At 61.8% G+C, this 21,493-nt stretch carries 18 protein-coding genes; 11 read left to right on the top strand and 7 right to left on the bottom strand.

Annotated features, from left to right (window positions below; genetic code table 11):
- Positions 1-44: 44 nt before the first annotated feature.
- The gene (locus FHS54_RS14950) at positions 45-1,733 is read right to left on the bottom strand and encodes an FAD-binding protein (protein ID WP_167304948.1); all 1,689 of its coding nucleotides are present in this window, start codon (positions 1,731-1,733) and stop codon (positions 45-47) included.
- Between the two features lie 173 nt (positions 1,734-1,906).
- Here FHS54_RS14950 and FHS54_RS14945 point away from each other — a divergent pair, with 173 nt between their 5' ends.
- Positions 1,907-2,668, top strand: coding sequence for an SDR family NAD(P)-dependent oxidoreductase (locus FHS54_RS14945; protein ID WP_167304947.1), 762 nt, complete (start codon positions 1,907-1,909; stop codon positions 2,666-2,668).
- Between the two features lie 24 nt (positions 2,669-2,692).
- On the top strand, positions 2,693-3,412 hold the full coding sequence (locus tag FHS54_RS14940) for an EthD domain-containing protein (protein ID WP_167304946.1): 720 nt from the start codon (positions 2,693-2,695) through the stop codon (positions 3,410-3,412).
- A gap of 95 nt (positions 3,413-3,507) precedes the next feature.
- On the opposite strand, the gene FHS54_RS14935 is transcribed toward FHS54_RS14940, so the two are convergent.
- The 4 genes from FHS54_RS14935 to FHS54_RS14920 all read right to left on the bottom strand — a co-directional run bounded on the left by FHS54_RS14935 (position 3,508) and on the right by FHS54_RS14920 (position 6,943).
- Entirely contained in the window at positions 3,508-4,011 is a 504-nt protein-coding gene (locus FHS54_RS14935; RefSeq protein ID WP_167304945.1) for a nuclear transport factor 2 family protein, read from the bottom strand.
- A gap of 93 nt (positions 4,012-4,104) precedes the next feature.
- Positions 4,105-4,791 (bottom strand): hypothetical protein, encoded by a 687-nt coding sequence (locus FHS54_RS14930; RefSeq protein ID WP_167304944.1) that lies wholly within the window; start codon positions 4,789-4,791, stop codon positions 4,105-4,107.
- 274 nt (positions 4,792-5,065) lie between these two features.
- Positions 5,066-5,836, bottom strand: coding sequence for an SDR family NAD(P)-dependent oxidoreductase (locus FHS54_RS14925; protein WP_167304943.1), 771 nt, complete (start codon positions 5,834-5,836; stop codon positions 5,066-5,068).
- Positions 5,837-5,869: 33 nt separating this feature from the next.
- Positions 5,870-6,943 carry a Rieske 2Fe-2S domain-containing protein gene (locus FHS54_RS14920; protein ID WP_167304942.1) on the bottom strand — a complete coding sequence of 358 codons (1,074 nt, stop codon included), beginning with the start codon at positions 6,941-6,943 and terminating at the stop codon, positions 5,870-5,872.
- Positions 6,944-7,084: 141 nt separating this feature from the next.
- Here FHS54_RS14920 and FHS54_RS14915 point away from each other — a divergent pair, with 141 nt between their 5' ends.
- From FHS54_RS14915 to FHS54_RS14880, 8 genes are all read left to right on the top strand, one after another.
- Positions 7,085-7,834 carry a helix-turn-helix domain-containing protein gene (locus FHS54_RS14915; RefSeq protein ID WP_167304941.1) on the top strand — a complete coding sequence of 250 codons (750 nt, stop codon included), beginning with the start codon at positions 7,085-7,087 and terminating at the stop codon, positions 7,832-7,834.
- 34 nt (positions 7,835-7,868) lie between these two features.
- Complete coding sequence (locus FHS54_RS14910) at positions 7,869-8,636, top strand: SDR family oxidoreductase (RefSeq protein ID WP_167304940.1); 768 nt, start codon at positions 7,869-7,871, stop codon at positions 8,634-8,636.
- Positions 8,637-8,739: 103 nt separating this feature from the next.
- The gene (locus tag FHS54_RS14905; RefSeq protein ID WP_167304939.1) at positions 8,740-9,273 is read left to right on the top strand and encodes a nuclear transport factor 2 family protein; all 534 of its coding nucleotides are present in this window, start codon (positions 8,740-8,742) and stop codon (positions 9,271-9,273) included.
- Between the two features lie 129 nt (positions 9,274-9,402).
- Positions 9,403-11,667 carry a TonB-dependent receptor gene (locus tag FHS54_RS14900; RefSeq protein ID WP_167304938.1) on the top strand — a complete coding sequence of 755 codons (2,265 nt, stop codon included), beginning with the start codon at positions 9,403-9,405 and terminating at the stop codon, positions 11,665-11,667.
- 194 nt (positions 11,668-11,861) lie between these two features.
- Entirely contained in the window at positions 11,862-12,974 is a 1,113-nt protein-coding gene (locus FHS54_RS14895; protein WP_167304937.1) for a helix-turn-helix transcriptional regulator, read from the top strand.
- Between the two features lie 73 nt (positions 12,975-13,047).
- Positions 13,048-14,190 (top strand): LLM class flavin-dependent oxidoreductase, encoded by a 1,143-nt coding sequence (locus FHS54_RS14890; protein ID WP_167304936.1) that lies wholly within the window; start codon positions 13,048-13,050, stop codon positions 14,188-14,190.
- A gap of 221 nt (positions 14,191-14,411) precedes the next feature.
- Entirely contained in the window at positions 14,412-15,482 is a 1,071-nt protein-coding gene (locus tag FHS54_RS14885) for a type III polyketide synthase (protein ID WP_167304935.1), read from the top strand.
- Complete coding sequence (locus tag FHS54_RS14880; protein ID WP_167304934.1) at positions 15,482-16,567, top strand: NAD(P)/FAD-dependent oxidoreductase; 1,086 nt, start codon at positions 15,482-15,484, stop codon at positions 16,565-16,567. The genes FHS54_RS14885 and FHS54_RS14880 overlap by 1 nt, the downstream gene beginning before the upstream one ends.
- Here the strand turns inward: FHS54_RS14880 and FHS54_RS14875 are convergent.
- Positions 16,557-17,231: a methyltransferase domain-containing protein gene (locus FHS54_RS14875; RefSeq protein ID WP_167304933.1), complete on the bottom strand. Its 675-nt coding sequence runs from the start codon at positions 17,229-17,231 to the stop codon at positions 16,557-16,559. The genes FHS54_RS14880 and FHS54_RS14875 overlap by 11 nt on opposite strands.
- Positions 17,232-17,312: 81 nt before the next feature.
- Entirely contained in the window at positions 17,313-18,173 is an 861-nt protein-coding gene (locus tag FHS54_RS14870) for a class I SAM-dependent methyltransferase (protein WP_208405049.1), read from the bottom strand.
- 245 nt (positions 18,174-18,418) lie between these two features.
- On the opposite strand from FHS54_RS14870, the gene FHS54_RS14865 reads away from it, so the two are divergent.
- A complete protein-coding gene (locus FHS54_RS14865) occupies positions 18,419-21,079 on the top strand; it encodes a TonB-dependent receptor (RefSeq protein ID WP_167304932.1) in 2,661 nt (886 codons plus the stop codon).
- Positions 21,080-21,493: the final 414 nt, after the last annotated feature.

Genomic DNA, 21,493 nt, shown 5'->3' with positions numbered 1-21,493 from the left:
GTTTGTCTGCCGCGCCTTGCCCCGCCCCGTCCTGCCCCGCTTCGTCAGCTGTTGCCGCCGGTCATGTGGCGGGCGGCGACATAGCCGAAGGTCAGGGCCGGGCCGATCGTCACGCCCGCGCCCGGATAGCTTTCACCCATGGATGACGCGGCATTGTTGCCGACCGCGTAAAGGCCGGGGATCGCCGTCCCATCTTCGCTGACCACCTGCGCGTTGGCGTTGGTCTTCAACCCGCCATTGGTGCCGATATCGCCGGGATAGATGGGCAGCGCATAAAATGGCCCCTTGTCCAGCGGGCGCAGGCAAGGGTTGGGCGAATGGCGGAAATCGCCATACATTTTGTCATAGGCGGCTTCGCCACGATGGAATTCGGGGTCTTCCCCCTTGGCGGCGTGCGCATTGAACCGACCGATGGCCGATGACAGGCGGGATGGGTCCATACCGATCTTGCCGGCTAGTTCCTCGATTGAGCGGCCTTTCTTCAGGATGGAGCGAACGCCCTTGCTGTGCATGGCGGTGGGCATCAGCGGATAGAGCGGACCCATCGGGAATTTGTGGCGATATTCCTGGTCGAATATCATCCAGCAGGGGTCGGCATCGCCGTGTTCGGCCTGACGGCGGGCCATTTGCTGGCCGACGATGTGGTAGGATGCCGCTTCGTTCAGGAAACGCTCACCGCTTTGATTGACCATGATGCAGCCCGGCAGCGCGCGTTCGACCGTGCACAGCCGCCCCCGGTCTTCACCCGGCACATAAAAAACCGGCGCGGCCCAGGCGGACTGCATGTTCATGGTGCCCGCGCCCACAGCCTCTCCCGCGACGATGCTGTCGCCGGTGTTGCTGGTCACGCCGCCGGAATAGCGCGCGGCAGGATAGAGCGGCGCATTGCCGTCGCGCATCGCCTGGTTCTTTTCAAAGCCGCCAGCGGCCAGGACGATGCCCTTGCGCGCGCGGATGCGGTAAGGCTTGCCATCCTTCTCCACAACCGCGCCAGTCACTGCGTCGCCTTCGCGCACCAGTTCCTTCAGCGGCGTTTCCAGCCACAGCGGCACGTCCTTTTCATTCAACGCCATGCGCAGGCCGCCGGTCAGGGCGTTGCCCAGCGTCAGCCGCCGATCCTTGCGCGATGTCAGGCGGAACGGCAGGTCCAGCCAATATTTGGCCATGTTCTTGGTCAGATTCTTGATCCAGCCCTTCTGCCGATAGAGCAGTTCATAGGTTTCGCTGAAATGCCAGTTCAGATAGCCGAACAGGCTGGCGGCGGGCGATGCAAAGCGGAGCGTGCGGACGTCCGCGCCCAGCGGCTTGCCGTCGAGAGGATTGGGCAAATGGGTGCGGAATCCCTTTGCCGACCCGCCGGGATTTTCAGCATGATAGTCGGGATAAGGAAAGGCCATATACTGGACCGGGGTGTTCGCCATCATCCAGCGCAGCATGGGCGAAGCATTGTCCACATAGGCCCGGATATTTTCATCGGGGACGTTCGCGGCCGACAGCTTGCGCAGATAGATGAAGGCGTCGTCCAGATTGTCGTCGAAACCCGCCTGCTTTGCGACATCGCTGCCGGGAATCCAGATGCCGCCGCCCGATGTCGCCGACGTTCCGCCCCAACGGTCGGCCTTTTCCACGATCAGCACATCGGCATGGTTATGCGCGCCGACCAGCGCCGACATCATGCCGCCCGCGCCGGAGCCTACCACGAGGATGTCGACTTCCTTGTCCCAATTGCTCATGTTCGCCCGCTCAGAAAATTGCCCACGTCGCGGACGGGGCACGTCCGTCATTGGACCACCCCAAGGCTGATGCCTCTCCCGCTTCTTAAACGCAGAGGTCGGCTTACCTTGCCTTAAAGTCAACATACGCGTAGAATTTTGTTCAATATATTGCGACAATCGAAGGAGAGGATATGCCCGGATTAACGGGAAAGGTCGCGCTGATCACCGGCGCGGGCCAGGGCATCGGGCAGGGCACGGCGCTGGCTTTCGCCAGTGAAGGCGTTGACCTGCTGCTGGCGGGACGAACGCTGGACAAGGTGGAGGAGACGGCGCGGCTGGCCCGCGAACGTGGCGTGCGCGCCATTCCGGTCGCCTGCAATGTCAAGTCCCTGGACGATCTGTCCGCCGCGGTGGACAAGGCGGCGGCGGAACTGGGCGGCGTCGACATATTGGTCAACAATGCGCAGGAAGTGCCGCTGGGGCCGATCGATCAGGTCAGCGACGAGGCATTTACGGCAGGCTTTGAATCCGGCCCCCTCGCCTCTTTCCGGCTGATGAAGCTGGTCCATCCCCATATGGTGCGGCGCGGTGGCGGCACCATTTTCAACTTCGCATCATCGGCGGGCATCCGATGGGACATGAGCCATTATGGCTGCTACGCCGCGGTCAAACAGGCCACGCGCGCCCTGACCCGCGCGGCAGCCGCCGAATGGGGCAGGGAAAATATCCGCGTGCTCACTATCGCGCCCCATGCGGAATCGCCCGGCCTGAAATCATGGATCGACCATAATCCCGATGAGGCGGAAGCCTTTTTCCGCACCATTCCGTTGGGACGTATCGGGCGGCTGGAGGAAGATATCGGCCGCGCCCTGGTTGCGCTGTGCGGATCGGACTTGAGCTACCTCACTGGCGCGACCGTTCCGCTGGACGGCGGCCAGGCCAATTTCGACTGACATAATAATCTGCCGGAGAGATACATGGAAAAAGTGATTTGCGCGCTTTGGGCGTCCGAAGGCGAAAGCCGCGATGACTATGGCGCGCGCCTAGTCGCGGAACTGCCCCGCGCGCTCAAGGCGGCGGGCGCGAGCGGCATCCGCCTCAACATCCGCGACGCCATCGTCGAACCCGCCGCGCCGCTGGTCCAGCAATGGCAGCAGCCGCAGCAGGACGCGGCGGTGCAATTCTGGCTACCGTCCGCCAACGCCATTTTCCGGCAGCAGGTGGACGCGGTGCTGGCGGAAATGAGCGGGCGGTTCGAGGCGTGGCTGGTCGCCGAATCCACCATCATCCCCAATGCGCAGCATCAGCCCGCGCCCGGATCGCGGACATGGGGCTGGTCGCAGGCGAGCTTCATTTCCTTTCGACCCGACATGACGTGGCAGGATGCGGTCGCGCATTGGCACAGCCACCATACGCGCGTGGCCATCGATACCCAGTCGAACTTCGAATATGTGCAGAATATCATCGTTCGGCCATTGACCGAAGGCGCTCAACCCTATGGCGCCTTTGTCGAGGAATGTTTCCCCCTCGACGCGATGACCGACGGTCGCGTCTTCTTCGATGCAGTCGAGGATGAAGCGAAGTTCGATCAGAATACCAAGGCCATGGTCGACAGCTGCGCGGGTTTCATCGACTTTTCGCGGATCGATATCATCCCGACCAGCCAATATGACTTTGCCCATCTGGATCAGGCCTGAAACGGACGGCGGGGCGAGGACCGCTATCCTCGCCCCGCCAGCCTGACGAGTTTAGACCAAAACATGGGGAAAGACGGCGGCGGCGCGTGGCCCCCTCAGCCAGCGGTCGGCTCTCCCGATGCCAGGACGGTAAGCGACCCATCCTCATTAATCTGTTCGGTCAGCATGGACGTCACGCGGCTGACGCTTTCGGCGATCCACCAGCGTCCACCTTCGCGGCGATAAACATCTTCATATTCGACCGCCAGCCGGGTGATGTGGCGCGGTCCGGTCAGGATCGTGCGGAAATTGAGGGACCACAGGCCCCGCGCCTCGTCGGGCCCGGTCAGGCTGATGTCCCAGTTGGTGGCATGGTGGATGTCATATACGCCGCCGTGGCATGCCATGCTTTCATAGGTGGCGACGAAATCGTCGCGGTCGGTGTAAACGGGAAAGCCCTGATAGGCGATCCGCACGCCAACGGGCAGGAAACAGTCACGCACTCCATCGGGCTGCTTCAGGTCGCAGGCGCGCAGATAGCGCGATTTCAGCAGCCGGATTTCTTCCTTATCCTCCAGCGCCTGAAGCCGTGCGGCCAGATTTTCCAAACTGTCGGCCATGCCATCTCCTCATTTTCGTTTATGATGCCGGGGCGGCGTCTGCCGCCCCGCAAAGCAAGCGCCCCGGCGGTTGAGCCAGGGGCGAATGTCACCTCATTCCCATTCGACCACGGACAGGATGTGATTGGTATAGCCGGGGAAGACATAGTCAAATTCCAGGATCATGGTTTCGCCCAGCATCCCGCTCGACAATATGTCGGTTTCCAGAAAGGCCTGGACGCCATTCTTGCCATAGGCATGGCGGGTCGCGTTTTTGTAAATGGGGGACGCGTCCAGCCGCGCATCCACTGCCGGGGTGCCGGGCAGTGCGCGATTATAGACCAGCTTGAGCCGGCCCTTGAGTTCAGGGTCGCTCCGGTTGGCTTCTTCCAGCCCCATGAAGACATTTTCCAGGTCTTCCAGGCTTTCCAGCAGCGTGCCGTAGTGGAAGCCATATTCAGGGTCCTGGTCCATCTTTTCACGCATGGCGGCGACGGCGGGATGTTCCTGCGCAGTGCCGACGTTGAGAGCGCCATGGATCGCGGCCATCAATTCGCGCTGCGCCTCAGGCACGCAGGACAGGAAGACCACGCCGTCGCCACGCGGTTGATGCTTCGCATCGACCACAAAGCGATAAAAATGCGTCCCGTCCGGCAGGGTCAGGTCCTGCGTGAGGACATAGCCCAGCATGCCCAGCAGCCGCGCGGCGAGCGGGCCTTCCTCAGGCTTTTTATAATGCAGGGCCATGTGGCCCATGGATCGCGCCCCGGTGGCTGCTTCCGATTTCAATGCCGTTGCCATAATGTTTCTCCTGTCCAATAATCCCGCATCCTGGCCCCGTCCGCTTTCACGATCGGATCAGGACCTTGCATTCCCCAGGCCGCGACCACAGCGCCTCAAACGCCGTGGGCAGTTCATCCAGGCTGGCCGTTCAGGTGTGGATCGGCCGCGCATGACCGCGCGTCGCTTCGCGTAGCATATAGCAACATGTTTCACGCATCGCAAAGATGATCCGGGCTTAAGCGGCGTCAAAATCGTCGAATGAACGTCCAGCGCCGCCGCCCGTGTCCGCCCATCAAACGCCGAAGCCGCCTGCAACCGACAGGGTCTGGCCGGTGATGTAATTGGCGTCGTTCGATGCCAGGAATACCGCCGTCTTGCCGATGTCCTCCGCCTTGCCCCATCGTTTGATCGGCAGCAGTTTCTTGACCTCACGCTCCCAATTCTCGTCGAAATAGCCTTCCTGCTGGCCGACCTTGAACTGGCCCGCGTCGATGACGCCCACCAGGATGGAATTGGCGCGGATTTCATTCACCCCTTCTTCCTTGGCGATGCCCTTTACCAGGGATTCGTTGCATGCCTTGGGCGCGACGGACAAACCGTCGAGATGCGGCCACCAGTCATGCCCCGCCGACCCCAGATGAACGAAGGAGCCACCCCCCTTTGCGCGGAAGTGCGGGATAGCGATGCGCGCCGCGTGATAAAAGCCGAACGCTTCGATTTCCATGGATGCGCGGAACTGGTCCAGTGTCCAGTCGGCGATGTTGACCTGAGCCACCACCGGCCCAGCGCCCCACACGATGCTGTGAATACGGCCATGAGATTCCAGCGCATCAGCGAAGGCAGCTTCCATCTCTTCATAATTGCGCGCGTCGGCCTGATGAATGGTGGCGCTGCGGCCCATGGCCTGGATTTCCGCCGCCGCCGCTTCTGCCACCTGCTGTTTTGAACGGTAGAATATCGCGACGTCCGTGCCCGCGCGCGCGAATTCCAGCGCCACGCCCTTGCCGATCCCGCCGCTGCCGCCAAAGACGGCGACCGCGCCTTCAGGAAATAGTCTGCTCATATTCTTCCTTCCTCTTATAGCATGTCGCGCGTGTCATACTGCGGCGTCCGCCAATCCGGGCGCGCCCGCCATGCCGTTGGTATGATGCACGCCGTTGACCCGTGATTGAAGCTCCAGCGCCTTGGCGCGTGGATTGTAGAATTGGCGATACCAGGCCCGGCTGCGGTGAAACGGACCATCCGTCGGCAAGCGCAAAATGTTGATCGCTGGACCCTTCGTGCTCCAGATCACGAAATCCTGGGAAAAGGCGGCAAGGCCCGCGCCATGATATTGATCGCGCATCGCCACATCCCGCGCCGATGGTGGCACGTCCTGCGCCCGCGTCAATATGCCGTGCCAGACCTGGGTCACGCCGTCTTCCTTGGGCGTATGGCAGATGACCTGCACTGCGTCGGTTTCGCCCGAATAGCGCGCGATCAGAATGCCCGGCCCGGTGTAGAACGCGTCCACGTCCAGCACGCCATCTTCGCTGGTCATGGTTTCATGACCGCCGCCCGACAGCTGACGCCCGATCACGCCTTCGAAAACGGAGTCGAAATAGGCGAGTTTCTGCCCATGGATCGGCCCGAAATGACGCGTATCGACCAGATTGTCGAGTATCTCCTGCGGATGGACGGGCAAGGTGCCCAAGTCGTCATATTCGCCGTGAATCCACTGCGGATCAGCCCATTCAGGCAGGGCGGGAAGGTCATAATCCGCCTCTCCTCCCTCAGGATCATGCCAGGCGAACACGCACCCAAATGCTTCCTGCGCCGGATAGGCGCGCAGCTTTGCCGCTGGAGGGATCGGCCCGTCGAAATAGGGGATGTGGTCGCAGCGTCCGTCCGGCCCGAACCGCCAGCTATGATAGGGGCAGCGGATGGAATCGCCCTCTATCCTCTGCGCCGCCGCGCCCGAAGTCTGCTCCGCCGCCAGATGTGCTTGCATATGCGGGCAATAGGCGTCGAGCAGAACGACGCGTCCCGATCCGCCGCGATAGATGACCAGGTCCCGCCCGAACATGCGCAGCGCGGTAGGCGCGCCGGTCACGTCGCTGGCGCGCGCCACCATGAACCAGCCGCGCGGGAACGTGAATTCGCCTAGCCTGTAGTCAGCCGTCGTCGCCATATGTCCTCTCCTGCCAGCGTTGGTCCGCCGTGCTTTCAGCCTTCGGAAACTGGCCGCGCGCATTTGACGGCGCAACAAGTATAAATAGTCTGCTATCATGGTGGGATCGTTCACTATCATTCAACGATAGGGTGATTGAAAATGGCAAAGACGCGCAGGCCCGGCATCGCTACCATCCTGTCCGCATTGAGGCGGGAATTGAAAGGGCGCGGCGTGCGGGTCGGGCAACTTGCACAGGATATGGGCGTGGCCGAACCGACGGTGTGGCGGTGGCTGCGCGGCGATGGCCTGACGCTGGACCGGCTGGACGAGATGTGCGCCCTTATCGGCATGGACATGCGCGACCTGATGGCCCACGCGGACGATGCACACCTCGAAAATTTCACGCTGGCGCAGGAGCGTGTGCTGGCGGCCGACCGCGGGCTGGCGCTTGCCTTCTTCGCGATCCTCAATGGCGCGCAGCCGCGTGATTTGGAGCAAGAGATCGGCCTGCCGCAGGATCGGTTGAGCGATCATATCGACCGGCTCGCCAGGCTGGGGCTGATCGACATTGGCCCCAGCGGACGGGTTCGCCCCAAGGTGCGGCGGTCGGTGCGATGGCGGCGCGGCGGACCGTTGTCCGCAGCCTTTGAGCGCACGGTGAAGCCGCTTTTCATGTCGATGGATTTCGGGGTGGAGGACGCTCTGTATGTGTCGGACATGGTGAACATGAGCAAGGCCGGTCGCGCGCGGGTCCTTGCCCTGTTCGAAGCGTTGCGTGACGACATCCACATCATCGGCGAACAGGAAAAGGCAGCCCGGCTGGATGATCGCGAATGGAGCGGCGTGTTGATGATGGTCCGCCCATTCGACATGGACGAAATGACGGCGGAATGGCGGGCAAAGACCTGACTGCGGCCAGCAACGAATTTGCAAGGGAGACGATGTGGCTACATTTCCTGAAGGATGCGCACTGCTGTTCGGGGGCAGCGGGGGGATCGGCAGCGGCATTTCGCAGGTGTTCGCGCAGGGCGGCAGCGACATCGCCATTGTCTATCGCGGCAATCATGCCCGCGCGGAACAGGTTGCGCAGGCCGCTCGCGATGCGGGGCGCAAGGCGACGATTCACCAGGCCGATGTCGTCAAGCCGGAGGATGTGCAGGCCGCCATTGCTCAGGCAATCGCCGCCCATGGCCGGGTCCACACGGTGATCTGGGCAGCCGGGCCGCTCGTCAACCAACGCTATCTTGCCTCCACCCCCATGGACGAATGGCGGCACGCTTTCGATGTCGAAGTGCATGGCTTCTTCGCCGCCGCGCAGGCGGTCATTCCGCACATGCGCGAACAGGGCGGGGGCAGCTTCGTCACATTGGGGTCCGCAGGCCATGACTGGTGGCCCGCGCGCGACGGCATGTCGGTGGCGGTAAAGGCGTCGAACGAACAGCTTGTGAAGGGCATCGCCAAGGAGGAAGGACGCTACAGCATCCGCGCCAATTCGGTGCTGGTTGGCGTGATCGACGCGGGGCAACTGCACGAACTGACGCGCCTGGGCCAGATCGATGAACGCTGGGTCAGCAACACGCACCGGCTGCTATGCCTGAAACGGTGGGGCACGGCGGAAGAAATCGGTCAGGCCTGCCTGTTTTTTGCGTCGAATGAAGCGGCCTATGTCACCGGGCAGCGCATTTCGGTTTCGGGCGGCTTCGGCGTTTGATTGCTGCGGAATTGATAGTAAAACTGTGCGTGACATTCTACGCATCATGACTATTCATGCGTTCACAAGCGAAAATATGCGCATTAAAATGGGATGAGGATTCATGGCATACACGTTACAGCAGCTTTCCGACCTGGAAGATATCCGCACGCTCAAGCACCGCTATTTCCGTGGCATCGACACGGCGGACATACCGCTGCTGAGCACGCTATTTACTGAAGATGTGATGGTGGATTATCGCGGCGGCACCTATCGCGTCCGCCTGACTGGTCGTGCCGACATGCTGGAATTCCTGGCCAACAGCTTCCATTCGGGCGCGGCCGCCATGCATCATGGCCATATGCCCGAAATCACCCTGACCGGCACCGACGATGCAGAAGGCATCTGGTATCTGGAAGACATCTTCATCGACGTCGAACAAAGTTATCACACCATCGGCAGCGCCATCTATCGCGACATCTATCGCCGTGAAGAGGGCCAGTGGCGGATCGCGCGCACAGAATATGACCGGGTGATCGAAATCACATCGCCGCTCCTCCCGGAAGCCCGCGTCACCGCGCATCATTTGGCCAAAGCCGGGCGCAAGCCGCATGAACGTGCCGACATCGGCCATCTGATCGAATGGACGGCGGGATAGAAGGGGTCGGCCCGCCCGACTGATGCACAGATGCAACGGGCGCGGCATTTTTGCTGCGCCCAGGTGAAGCGGGAGGCCGTCCGCGCTATGATCGGTCGCAATAATATAATGATTTTTGGGGGAGGAAATATGCGCAATCATCTGCTTTCCATCGTCTCGCTTGCCGCTCTGGCCGCGCCGGGTGCTGCTCTCGCCCAGATCAGCGACCCCGGAGCATCGCAAGGCGCGCTCAGCAGCGACATCGTCGTCACTGCGCGCCGTCGCGAGGAACGGTTGCAGGATGTGCCGATCGCGGTCACCGCTGTCGATTCCTCCGCGCTCGACAGCCGGGGCCTGGATAATGTGACGCAGATCGGCCAGATCGCGCCGAACATTCAGTTCACGCCGGGCCAGGGCGGCAATTCCGGCGGCATCGCGCCGTTCATTCGCGGCGTCGGCGAAAATGATTTCATCATCACGTCCGACCCGGCGGTGGGCGTCTATATGGACGGCGTCTATGTCGCCCGCACCTTTGGCGCGACAACCGAGCTGCTGGGCATCGACCGGATCGAAGTGTTGCGCGGGCCGCAGGGCACGCTGTTCGGCAAGAATACGGTGGGCGGCGCGATCAACATCGTGTCGGCCATCCCCGGCCAGCAGCAGCGGATCGAAGCGGACCTTCGCTATGGGTCGTTCAATACCGTGCGCGGCCGGGTCTATGCCGAAATGCCTTTGTCGGGTGACTGGTCGTTGGGCGTCGCCGCGCTGGGCGAGTTTGGCGAAGGCTGGCAGAAGGTGCCGTCGGGCGACAATCTGGGCAATCGCAACGTCGTCGCGGGCAAGCTGGCGCTGCACAAGTCCGGGCCGCTCGACATATTGCTGATGGTCGATGGCCTCCACCGGCGGCAGAACAGCGCCCCGCACAGCATGATCGCCTTTACGCCGACGCTGCTGTCGACACTTCAATCCACGCTGATTTCGCCCTGCTGCACCGTGCCAGGCGACATCGACCGGACGGATACCACGCCTTCGCTCAGCAAGGACAATACCGACGCGATCAACGCCGCGCTGACGCTGACCGCAGACCTGGGCGGCGCAACGCTGAAATCGATCACCGCCTATCGCTATGTCGACGCCCTGTTCGGGCGGGATGGCGATGCGTCGTCGGAAGTCAATTATGCCGGCGACATTCATGACGAAAATGCGCAGCAGATCAGCCAGGAACTGCAGCTGTCGCTGGATCTGGGCGGGCGCGGATCGCTGCTGCTGGGCGCGTTCGCCTATCAGGAGATTGCGCGCGACAATACGCGGCTGGTGGTCGCCGACGGCCTCTATCCCGCCATGGTCGCTGCCGGGCTGGACCCGTTGGAGGTCGCCCCCGGATTCTTCATCCCAGCGGTCGCGCTGGATCTCAACATCGACTTCCGCAACCGGCAGAAGACCCGCAACCTCGCTTTGTTCGCCAATGGCAATTATGAACTGACCGACAAGCTGTCGGTGGAACTGGGCGCGCGTTATACGTGGGAGAGGAAGAACTTTTCCCAATCCGCGATGCGCATCTATTCGGGCCAGCCGCTGCTGGCAGGCACGCCATCCTACGATCAGGCGAAAAGCTGGGATGCTTTCACCCCGCGCGCGTCCCTGTCCTACAAGTTCAGGCCGGACCTGATGGCCTATGCTTCCTATTCTCGCGGCTTTCGGTCGGGTGGATTCAACGGTCGCCCGACTTCGCTGGAAGAAATCGGGTCCTATGATCCTGAACATCTGACGTCCTACGAAGCCGGGTTGAAGATGGGCTTTGGCCGCATCGCCACCATCAATCTGGCCGTGTTCCGCAACGAATATCGTGACCAGCAGATCCTGATTTCCACCGTCAGCCAATCGAGCGGCCTGATCGTCGTCCGCAACGAAAATGCGGGACGGTCTCGCATCCAGGGCATCGAGCTTGAAGGCGCTTTCCGCGTGTCGCCGAACTTCACCTTCACCGGCGCGCTGGGCCTGCTCGACGCAAAATATAAGGAATATGTGTCCGTCATCAACGGGGTGCCGACCGATGTCAGCGCTCGCAAGCTGAAGCAGGCACCCGACATCACTGCCAACGGCAGCGTCATCTACCAGACGCCGCTGACCGATCAACTGGAAGGCATTTTCCGGGTCGATGTCGCCTATAAGAGCGGGGTGTTCGTCGACACCGAAAACACGGCTCTGCTGCGTCAGCCCGACCATGCCATCGTCAACGCCAGCGCAGAATTCCGCCTGGCCGACAGCGGATTTTCACTGCGCGCTGGGGTCGACAATCTGACGGACAAGCGGATCATCACGGCAGGCTATGACGCGTCCACCAGCTTCGGCTTTACCGAAGCCTATTATAACCCGCCGCGCCGCTACAGCCTGACGCTGGCCTATCGCCACTGAGCCACGTAAGCGGTAGGGCATCTCGCCACGCTTTGCTATGGGTCGACCCTTAAGCCTGTCCGAAGCGCGCGTACCAATCTAGCAGTCGAAGGGCCTTTTCTTCCCAGGAAGAAGAGCCCTTCGACAAGCTCAGGGTGAACGGAGTTGGTCGGAAATGCTGCTGCCGGGATCGATGCCATAAAGGGCGAAATCCTTTGCCGCCGCAGGCCGCAACGCTCTATGACATGACGATGAATGCCGCCTCCCTTCCCCCCGTCGCGCTGCTGGAGGCGCTTTACGGTGGGCTGATGCAGGAGCCTCCCTGGGAAGGATTTCTGCGCGCGCTGGCGGAGGCGGCTGATGCCACCTTTGCCACCTTGCTGGTCGCTATCGGCCCGGCGGGGATTGACGCACATGTCACGCCCGACATCGATCCCGACCGGGCGGATGAATATCAAAAACTGTCCGATGCCGATCCCTTTGTCGGCCTTCCCGAAGGACAGGTGGTCGCGTTTCAGGATTTCGTTCGCCACATATCCCCGCGTTTCCGCGAATGGCTGGACAAGGCGGGCGGCGGGCAAATCCTGGGCGTGGACCTGCAAGCGTCGTCTGGCGCGTCGGTGCGGCTGCGCGTCACCCGCGACCAGAGCCGCCCCGATTTCGATGATACGCAAAGTGCACTGATCGCCAGCCTGATCCCGCATTTGCGGATCGCGCTCGACCTCCATGCGCGGCTCACCTCCACCCAGGCGGAACGGCAGGTGTTCAGCAGCGCGATGGAGGGGCTGGCCGTCGCCACGCTGATCCTGGCGCGTGACGGGCGCGTCCTGCGCCGCAATGCAGTGGCGCAGCGCCTGCTGGAGGATGGCCGCTTCATCCGTGAAGAACATGGGCGGCTGGCCCCGGTCATGCGCGCGGGCAGCGTCAACCTGACCCGTCTGCTCGCGTCCCCGCTGACGCCGGGGGAGGATGTCCGTTTCGAACTGCCCGCCGCGCACGAACCGCCCCTGCGCGGTGTGGCGCGCGCGCTGCCGTCCGCCGCCTATGGCGACGGAGCGCATGTGGCATTGTTCCTGTCGGACCCCGCGCGGGCAGAGGGACCGGATGCGGCGTCACTTCGGGATCGTTTCCAGCTGACCCCCGCCGAAGCTGCTTTGGCGGTCCAGCTTGCCCAGGGCGCAGCTCTGGTCGATGCCGCGCGCATCCTGGACATTGCGCATAATACCGCGCGTTCCCACCTGCGCGCGATCTTTGCCAAGACGGGCACGCATCGGCAGGGGGAGCTGATCCACCTGCTACGCACGATCGGCAGCGACTTCGACCTCTGATCCATTTGGAGGATGCCAGGGCGCCGTCAGGGTCATAGCCTGCCCCCATAAAGCCGACATATGGGAGAGGTTGATGCGGTTCTCGATCATCTATGAAGCACAGATGGCAGACACGTCGCGTGAGAATGAACAGCGCGTGTTCCACGAGATCATCGAACAGTCGTTGCTGGCCGAGGAAATGGGTTTCGACGTCATCTGGGCCGTGGAACATACCGCGCTGACGCAATATGCGCACATGTCCGCGCCCGAAACCTTCCTCGCCTATCTGGCCGGGCGCACCACGCGCATCGGCATCGGCCATGGCGTCGTGTGCCTGCCGCCTGCGATGAACCATCCGGTGAAGGTTGCGGAGCGTATCGCCACGCTCGACATATTGTCCAATGGCCGTGTGCATTTCGGCATGGGCAAGGGCGGGACCCAGCAGGAAGCCGGAACGTTCGGCTATCAACTGTCCGAATTGCAGCCAATGATCGATGAGAGCATGTACCTCATCCCCAAGATATTGAAGCAGGGTGAGATTGAGCATGACGGGGAATATGTAAAAATCCCGCATCGTCCGATCCATCCCAGCCCCAAACAGGACCCGCACCCGCAGCTTTACATGGCCTGCACCCGCGCCGATTCCCTGGTCACCGCCGGTTCGCGCGGGCTGGGGGCGTTGGTGCTGGGCTTTGCCGGGCCGGATGACATTGCTGACAAAAACGCCATCTACCGGGAAGCCTACGCCCATCGGAAGGCAGAGGATCAGGTCGGATATCGCCCGCAGGCGCATCTTGCCGCCCTGTGCCCCGCCGTCGTGCTGGAAGACCGGGAAAAGGCGCGGCGCGTCGGCCTGCGAGGGCAACGCTTTTTCGTGGAATCGCTGGGCTACTGGTATTCAGGTGGTCCCAAGCCGTCGATCGAGGATCTGGACGCCAGCGAACAGGAAGCCGCGCTGAAACGGCACAAGGAAGAAACCGTCGCCTGGCTGTCCGAAGAGAAGATCGAGGTTGGCCGCCATCATACCGAAAGTTTCGAGGTGGCGCAGGACGCATACGGCACGCCGGACGACTGCATCCGTTATGTCAGCCGTCTGTTCGACGCGGGCGCTGACGAAATATTGTTCCTGTTCCAGATGGGCGGCATCCCGCATGAAGTGATCATGGAAACGATCCGCAACATCGGGGAACAGGTCATCCCGCATTTCCGGGCCGCGCCCGCTCTCGCCGCCGAATAGGCGGCCTGGCGGGAACTTGCGCACCACGTGCTCCTGCGAATGCAGGAGCCCAGTTCACCGCTCAGACTGGGTTCCTGCCTGCGCAGGAACACGCTTACCCCTAGCTCTGGCCCCCTCGAAAAGTTCATCCCAGACACCGCTTTCCACCAGCTCCAACGTGCCATAGGATCATCTGTAGGCGTAGCGGCGTTCCAGTCCTTTCGCCGGGAGAATGGAAGCCGATGACCCAGACCAACGCCTGCATCAATGCGATCGGCTGCGCAGTACCAAAGCAGGACGTCCACCTCTCCTTCATCCAATGGGCGGCCCGGCAGTTGAAGGACGACCGCGCGCGGCAGCTGTTCACACGCATGGCGGACCGTAGCGGCATCGACCATCGCTGGTCGGTCCTACCCGCCGCGCCGGGGGGAGGTTCCCCGGTCGATCCGGGCGGGTTCTACGCCGATGGCATGCCTTCAACAGCGCAGCGTATGCAGCTTTACGGGGAATATGCGCCGCCGCTGGCGCTGCGCGCAATTAAAGCGCTGCGCAATAAGGTGGGGGTCGAAGGCGTCACCCATCTGGTGGTCGCCAGCTGCACCGGCTTCATCGCGCCCGGCGTGGACCAGATCATAGCCGCCACGCTGGGTCTTGCCGATGTGGAGCGGACGCTGGTCGGTTTCATGGGCTGCTATGCTGCGGTCGCGGCCCTGCGCACCGCCCGCCATATCGTGCGGTCGGAACCGGACGCGCGGGTGCTGGTGGTCACGGTCGAGCTGTCCTCGCTTCATCTTCAGCCGGAACAGCAGGTCGACCGGCTGCTGATGATGCTGCAATTTGGGGACGGGGCGGCAGCGGCGCTCGTCACGGCGGAGCAGCAGGGGATCAGCCTGGGCCAGTCATTCGCGCTCACCCTGCCAAACTCGGCTGAACTGATCCAATGGCATGTCGGCGACAGCGGGTTCCTGATGCATTTGTCCGGCGAAGTCCCCGGCCGCATCCAGTCCGCGCTCAAGGACCCCGATATCCGGCGGCTTCTATGTGGGCCGGTCGAACCGGCGAAGATCGACCATTGGGCGGTCCATGCCGGTGGCCGGTCGATACTGGATGCAGTGGAACATGGTCTGGATCTGGATGAGGGCGCGCTGTCGGCGTCCCGATCCATCCTTGCCCGCCATGGCAATATGTCGTCCGCGACGTTGATGTTCATCCTGGCGGACATGCTCGACGATCAGCGGGCGGGGAATGGCGTAGCGCTGGCCTTTGGCCCCGGCGTGGCGGCGGAAGGTTTCCGTTTCGCCAGAGCAGGCTGATGCCTGTCCCCGCGCTCATCATCGGTGGAGGCCCGGCGGGTTCGGCGGCGGCTATCACTTTGGCGAGGGCCGGATTGAAGCCGCGGTTGGTGGAGCGGCACATGGTCCCGCCGCGTGGCGTATGCGGCGGATTTCTGGGATGGGACGCGCTGACGGCGCTCAAGGATTTGGGCATCGACCCCTGGGCATTGGGCGCGCGGCCCATCACCCGGTTCAGGCTGATTGCGCGCGACCGGACGGTGATGGCCGATCTGCCCGCCAAAGCAGCGGGCCTTTCGCGCAAAACTCTGGACAGCGCGCTGATCGATGCGGCCATCGCCGCTGGCGCAGACGTAACGCGGGGGCAAGCAGCGCGCGCCATCGATCCACTTGCCCGCACCGTTCGCCTGGACGACGGCGAAATCATCGCCGCCAACGCCATTTTCCTGGCGACCGGCAAGCATGAGATGCGCGGCCTTGCGCGCCAATTCACCCATTCTTCCGTCGGCCTGCGGGCGTCGTTGCCGCCCTCGCCCGCGCGGTCCGAAGCGCTGGCCGGGCTGGTGGAACTGCATCTGTTCGATCATGGCTATGCCGGACTGCTGCTTCAGGAGGACGGGTCGACCAATCTTTGCCTGTCGATCAGCAGCGACCGGCTGAGCCGCGCCGGGGGTATCGCTCCCCTGCTGGCAGAGCTGATGAGCGAAGCACCAGCACTCGCAGCCCGGATGGACGACGCCGGGCCACCCCATTTCGAGGCCATCGCCGGCGTCCCCTATGGCTGGCGCGCACGGGAAAGCGACGATGGCATCTTCCGCATCGGCGACCAGGCCGCCGTCATCGCATCCCTCGCAGGGGACGGGATCGCCATCGCCCTTACCAGCGGAGCGAGCGCGGCGCGGGCGATGCTGGATGGTGGTGGCGGAGCCGCGCCCGGCTGGCAGCGCAGCATGAACCGGCAGTGCCGCCGACCGCTGAGTATCGCGGAAATGCTGCGCCATGGGGCCGCCCTGCCCCTGCCGCGCCGGGCGATGATGGCGTTGGTTCGGCGAGTCCCGCAACTGGGGACGCGGGCTGCGGCACTGACCCGCATCGTCAGGGGTTGAGGGGTGTCGCCCTCACCCGCTCGACACACAGGCGGAAGGCAAAGCGGCGAATGATCCTGACATGATCAGGCGCAATGCCCGCCTGCTCCACCAGATCACGCCACTCACCGGGCCGAAAGGAGCGCGCGATGGACAGCTGCCCATCTTCCCGCACGATCCGGTGCACGCGCAGCAGTCGCGCCAGCAGGGGATAGCCCCAGTGGGCGAAACCATGCCGGTGAAGGTCGCAGATGAACCAGCCGATCCGGGCATTAGCTTCCATATGGTGCAGGAATGTCATGAGCTGCGCATCGGTCATATGATGCGCAACCTGGCTGGAAATGATGAAATCGAACCGTTCAGGTTGGTCGAGATAGTCGCCGATCCGATAATCGATCGCCAGTTCGCGCGGGGTGGCGTTGCGCGCGGCGTTCAGGCTTTTTTCGTTGAGATCGACGCCGGCCAGTTGCGCATCGATCCCGCGCCGTCGCGCCCAGCGGGCGATGGCGCGCAAAATGTCGCCATCGCCAAAGCCCACGTCGAGCAAACGAAATCGCTTCGCCGATCCCACCGCGCGGTCTAGAAAGGCCATGCTAGGCCAGGCGGTGAAGGTCCAACGGTTGACCCGCGCCAAGTCATGCAAGACCCGTTCGTACACGGCAGGGTCAAGGCCGGGCGCATCCATCTGCTCCTCTTGTCGCGATCTTGTTGCCAGGCGGGTCACGACATTGTCATTTCTTTGCTCCACCCCATGAACCATATCGGTTCATATAGCAGCTTCCCATTGGAATATGCCGTAGCGCATGGCGCCAGTGCGCAGCGCGATGATCAGGCGAGGCAGGCTGAGCATGAAATCGCGGCTTTGCGTCGTCCGAGCGAGCGCCAGCCGCCGGATCTCGCTATCGGTGGCCAGGCCCTTCAACAAACGCATCAGGCAGATCGACCAGGTGCGCCGCACCTGCCTGCTGATATCCTGATAGTCCGCCAGTACGAAGCCCGCGCTCGCGGCCAGATCGACATAGTCGGCCCGACTGCCCATGCTGGGAAGCCGTCCTTCGCGGCAGATGGGCAGCAGCAGATGGCGCGCCTGCCAGGGCGAGACGCCCTCCCCCTCCAGCCACGCGCACACGACCAGTTTTCCGCCCGGCCGCAATATGCGCCGCGCCTCCGTGAAGAAGCGCGCCTTGTCGACCATATGTTCGGAACTTTCGATTGCATATGCCCTGTCATAAGCGCCGGTTTCCAGCCCATTGTCCATCCAGTCGCGTAGCAGGCAGGTAAAGCGGTGCCCACGCCCTGACGCAACCCGCTGCTGCGCCGCCGACAGGGTCAGCCCGGCGATGGACACATCATGGCGGCTCATAAGGTCGGCAGCGGTCGCCCCATATCCGCAACCGATGTCACAGACATTATGCCCCGGTTCCAACGCAAGCCGCCGTTCCACCAGCGTGACCAGCGCAGCCACCGCCTCTTCAGCGGTTTCGCTGCCGGTGCACCAATAGCCATGATGGACATGATCGCCCCACATGCGACGGTAGGCGAAATCGAGTTCGTCATAATGAACCGCCACATGCGCAGCGGTCGCGGGTCCGTCCGGCACTATCATGCCGAAGTTTATCAACGTCATCGACCTTATCCGCAAGCGTGAAGTCCCGATCGAACAAGGACAATTAAAATTCGAACGAATCTGTCGATTTGGTCAACTATCAAGTATACAATATACGCACTTATATGATCAGTGTGACATCTATACCCGCTATACGTAGCGAAACGAAGATGTTATGATACAGCTGGGTGTGCGGCGTCCTTTAGGGCCTTTGATGACCATTTTGGTACATCGCCATCACAAAAAGAACAGCAGGGGAGAGGAAGATGGCGAGTGTAGCTCGTTCAGCGCTGATGGGGGGCGTAGCCTTCGCGGCGTTTTTCGTAAGTCCGGCAATGGCGCAAGGCATTCAGAATGAAGCCAATTTAGCCGTCGACAGTCAGCCACCCGCAGATGAAAGCGCATCGCCGGTCGGGAACGGCATTTCGGGCGCTGACATTATCGTCACCGCACAAAGGCGCGAGGAACGGGCGCAGGATGTTCCCGTAGTCGTCACGGCCTTCACGCCGGAACGGCTGGAACAGCTCAATATCTCTGAACCGCAGGATCTTTACGGCGCGGTGCCATCTCTCGTCGCGGGCACTCAGGGGTCGGCAACGTCGGATTCACAATCCTATTCGATCCGTGGGCAGTCGACCGGCTTCCTTTCGTCGCCAGCGGTGGCCGTCTACATGGCCGAAGTGCCCGTTCCCGCATCGATCAGCCTGCCGTTGCAGGGTGGGCCAGGCATGTTCGTCGACCTGGAAAATGTTCAGGTGTTGTCAGGTCCGCAAGGCACATTGTTCGGACGCAACACCACTGGTGGCGCGGTATTGTTCACGCCGCACAAGCCGACCAACAAATTCGAAGGTTATGTCCAGGCTTCCGTCGGCAACTATAATCTCATCAGTCTGGAAGGCGCGATCAACGTTCCAATCGTCAGCGAGAAGCTGATGGTGCGTGCGGTCGCTGCCTATGAAGACCGGCGCGGTTACACGAAAGATATTGTGTGGAACAAGTGGCGCGACGACAAGCATTGGTATTCGGGCCGCATCGGCATCATGATGAAGCCAACGGAGCGTTTCGAAAACTATCTGCTCGCCTATGGCACCAAATCATCGAACAATGGCGCTGGGTTCATCCATCGCGGTTGGAACGAGAATTTGCTGCAGGCGGTCGGGTTTTGCGGCAACCCGCCCATACCCTTCCTCGGTGTATCCTGTGACGTTTATCAGGCACAGACCGACCAGGCGAACGCCATTGGCCCGCGCCGTACCCGCATGAGCACCGACGCCTTCAGCAAGATCGAGACCTGGGGCGTCATCAATACGACTTCCCTGGAACTGAGCGATGAACTCATGCTGCGGAACATCATCAGTTTCCAGAAACTGCGCAGCGACTATGGGACGGATCAGGATGGCACGCCGCTCCAGCAATATGATCCTTCCGTGCAAAATGCCGACCTGCCCAATTTTCCAATCCCGGGATTGTCGGAGTTGGGCCTCCCGATCACGCCGGGCAATGTCTATGTGAATGGAAACGATAACTGGGACTTGCCCCGCGACTCCCTCGAACAGTTTACGGAAGAATTGCAGATTCAGGGAACGATGCTGGATGACCGCCTGAACTTCACGGTAGGCGGATTTTATTATGACTCAAAACCCGACCGTTTGTGGGGCGCGACATCACTCAACTTCTGCCCCGCACTCTTCACCGGCCTATGCGCACCGGCTGAATCCTATACCGGGGTCAGCAACAAGTCGAAGGCGCTATACGCTCAATCCACGCTCGACCTCGGGGTGCTTACTTCAGCCGCCGCCGGCGTGCGGCTGACCACGGGCTTCCGCTACACCTGGGATACGGTGTCGGGCTTTAACTATAGCTTCCGACATGATGCGACGGCGCCCGGCAATGTCATCTGTAGCGTGAACGGCGCTACCCCGATACCGCTTGCCGACGTCGCGAATGATTTCGATCCGAATTTCGTGCCGGGGCTGACACCCGCGCCAGGTTCCGGCTGTAAGTTCGACGCTACGCTCAAGAGCAAGGCGCCGACCTACACGTTGGGCCTGGACTATCGACCGACCAGCGATTTGATGCTCTATGCCAAAGTCAGCCGGGGATATAAGGCTGGCGGCATCAACACCTTCGCCGTGCGGACCGAAACGCGGGTGTTTCAGCCCGAAAAGCTGATGAGTTATGAAGCCGGATTCAAATCTGACTGGCGGCTGGGTGGGACCATTCCCTTCCGCTTGAACGCCACTTATTATTTTTCGAAATATAATAATGTTCAACGGCCTGCGGGTGACTTCAACACCGTTACCAGCGCTCAGGGCGCGCAGGTGCTGGGTGCATCGGCGCATGTTCAGGGGCTGGAGGTCGAAACCTCCATCCGGCCGTTTGACCTTCTGGAATTGGCCGCGACGGTCAGTCACACGGATGCCGATTACAAGAAGTTCGAACAGCTGGTTCTGACCCCGGCTGGACAATTTGCGTGCAATGGCGGCGATTTCCCTAACGGGCTCGTACCTGCCGGCGAAGTGGCCGACTATAGCTGCAATCGGTTCCAGTTCCTGACCCCCTGGATCGTCAACCTTCGCGGCACGTTGGACATCCCGGTGCCTGAGGATATGGGCAAGATGTCGCTGTTCGTCAGCTATTCCTATCTGTCGAGCCAGAATACATCGCCGCTCAACCCACCGGAATTCAACGGCGTGCCGGTGGAACCAGGCGTCACGTTCAAGGCCTACAGCCTGTTGAACGCGTCGATCAACTGGCGCAATGTCGGTGGCACCGGGTTCGACGCGACCCTGTTCGGCACCAACCTGACCAACAAGCTGGTCCCGGTCGGCAATTCCGGCGTGTTCCAGACATTGGGCGTATGGTCGACAAATTATGGCGAGCCTCGCATGTACGGACTGAAGCTGCGCTACCGCTTCGGCAGCTAGGGACTGCGCATCTACCAAAATGCCGGAGGTCCGCACTGTATAAGAGCGGACCTTCTTTTTTTGGCGTTTCAGGCCGGGCGCGGCCTTTAGTTCAAGTCAGGCGTCGCGTTAGGGCGCGGAAAACCACGCGAAATATCGCTTCCCCGCTCAATGAATCAACAGTTATAAACCGACCACCGACTGTGCCATTAATGCCGCACCGCAGCAGGAAATGCCCCATCCTGCCCATCAAGTTCGGCGACAGGATCGGCGAAGCCCGACGGTTGATGACGGTCGGCAATCTTTCGATATCCTATTGTTTTAGCGGGCCTTTTCTAGTGCTTGCAGGAAATCAGGACCTGCAATAGAGCGCGTTCGCCAGGTGTTAGCACGCACTCACATCTTTGTTTCAGTTCGATTACGTCGCCTTGACAA

The sequence above is a fragment of the Sphingobium vermicomposti genome (assembly GCF_011762025.1).
Taxonomy (GTDB): Bacteria; Pseudomonadota; Alphaproteobacteria; order Sphingomonadales; family Sphingomonadaceae; genus Sphingobium; species Sphingobium vermicomposti.
Note: the sequence above shows the minus strand (reverse complement) of the source record. Positions and strands in the feature narration are given on the sequence as shown.

Bases quoted from the DNA above. Each gene is read 5' to 3' on its own strand.
- FHS54_RS14950 (WP_167304948.1), bottom strand. From the start codon at position 1,733: ATGAGCAATTGGGACAAGGAAGTCGACATCCTCGTGGTAGGCTCCGGC.
- FHS54_RS14945 (WP_167304947.1), top strand. From the start codon at position 1,907: ATGCCCGGATTAACGGGAAAGGTCGCGCTGATCACCGGCGCGGGCCAG.
- FHS54_RS14940 (WP_167304946.1), top strand. From the start codon at position 2,693: ATGGAAAAAGTGATTTGCGCGCTTTGGGCGTCCGAAGGCGAAAGCCGC.
- FHS54_RS14935 (WP_167304945.1), bottom strand. From the start codon at position 4,011: ATGGCCGACAGTTTGGAAAATCTGGCCGCACGGCTTCAGGCGCTGGAG.
- FHS54_RS14930 (WP_167304944.1), bottom strand. From the start codon at position 4,791: ATGGCAACGGCATTGAAATCGGAAGCAGCCACCGGGGCGCGATCCATG.
- FHS54_RS14925 (WP_167304943.1), bottom strand. From the start codon at position 5,836: ATGAGCAGACTATTTCCTGAAGGCGCGGTCGCCGTCTTTGGCGGCAGC.
- FHS54_RS14920 (WP_167304942.1), bottom strand. From the start codon at position 6,943: ATGGCGACGACGGCTGACTACAGGCTAGGCGAATTCACGTTCCCGCGC.
- FHS54_RS14915 (WP_167304941.1), top strand. From the start codon at position 7,085: ATGGCAAAGACGCGCAGGCCCGGCATCGCTACCATCCTGTCCGCATTG.
- FHS54_RS14905 (WP_167304939.1), top strand. From the start codon at position 8,740: ATGGCATACACGTTACAGCAGCTTTCCGACCTGGAAGATATCCGCACG.
- FHS54_RS14900 (WP_167304938.1), top strand. From the start codon at position 9,403: ATGCGCAATCATCTGCTTTCCATCGTCTCGCTTGCCGCTCTGGCCGCG.
- FHS54_RS14890 (WP_167304936.1), top strand. From the start codon at position 13,048: ATGCGGTTCTCGATCATCTATGAAGCACAGATGGCAGACACGTCGCGT.
- FHS54_RS14885 (WP_167304935.1), top strand. From the start codon at position 14,412: ATGACCCAGACCAACGCCTGCATCAATGCGATCGGCTGCGCAGTACCA.
- FHS54_RS14880 (WP_167304934.1), top strand. From the start codon at position 15,482: ATGCCTGTCCCCGCGCTCATCATCGGTGGAGGCCCGGCGGGTTCGGCG.
- FHS54_RS14875 (WP_167304933.1), bottom strand. From the start codon at position 17,231: ATGGATGCGCCCGGCCTTGACCCTGCCGTGTACGAACGGGTCTTGCAT.
- FHS54_RS14870 (WP_208405049.1), bottom strand. From the start codon at position 18,173: ATGACGTTGATAAACTTCGGCATGATAGTGCCGGACGGACCCGCGACC.
- FHS54_RS14865 (WP_167304932.1), top strand. From the start codon at position 18,419: ATGGCGAGTGTAGCTCGTTCAGCGCTGATGGGGGGCGTAGCCTTCGCG.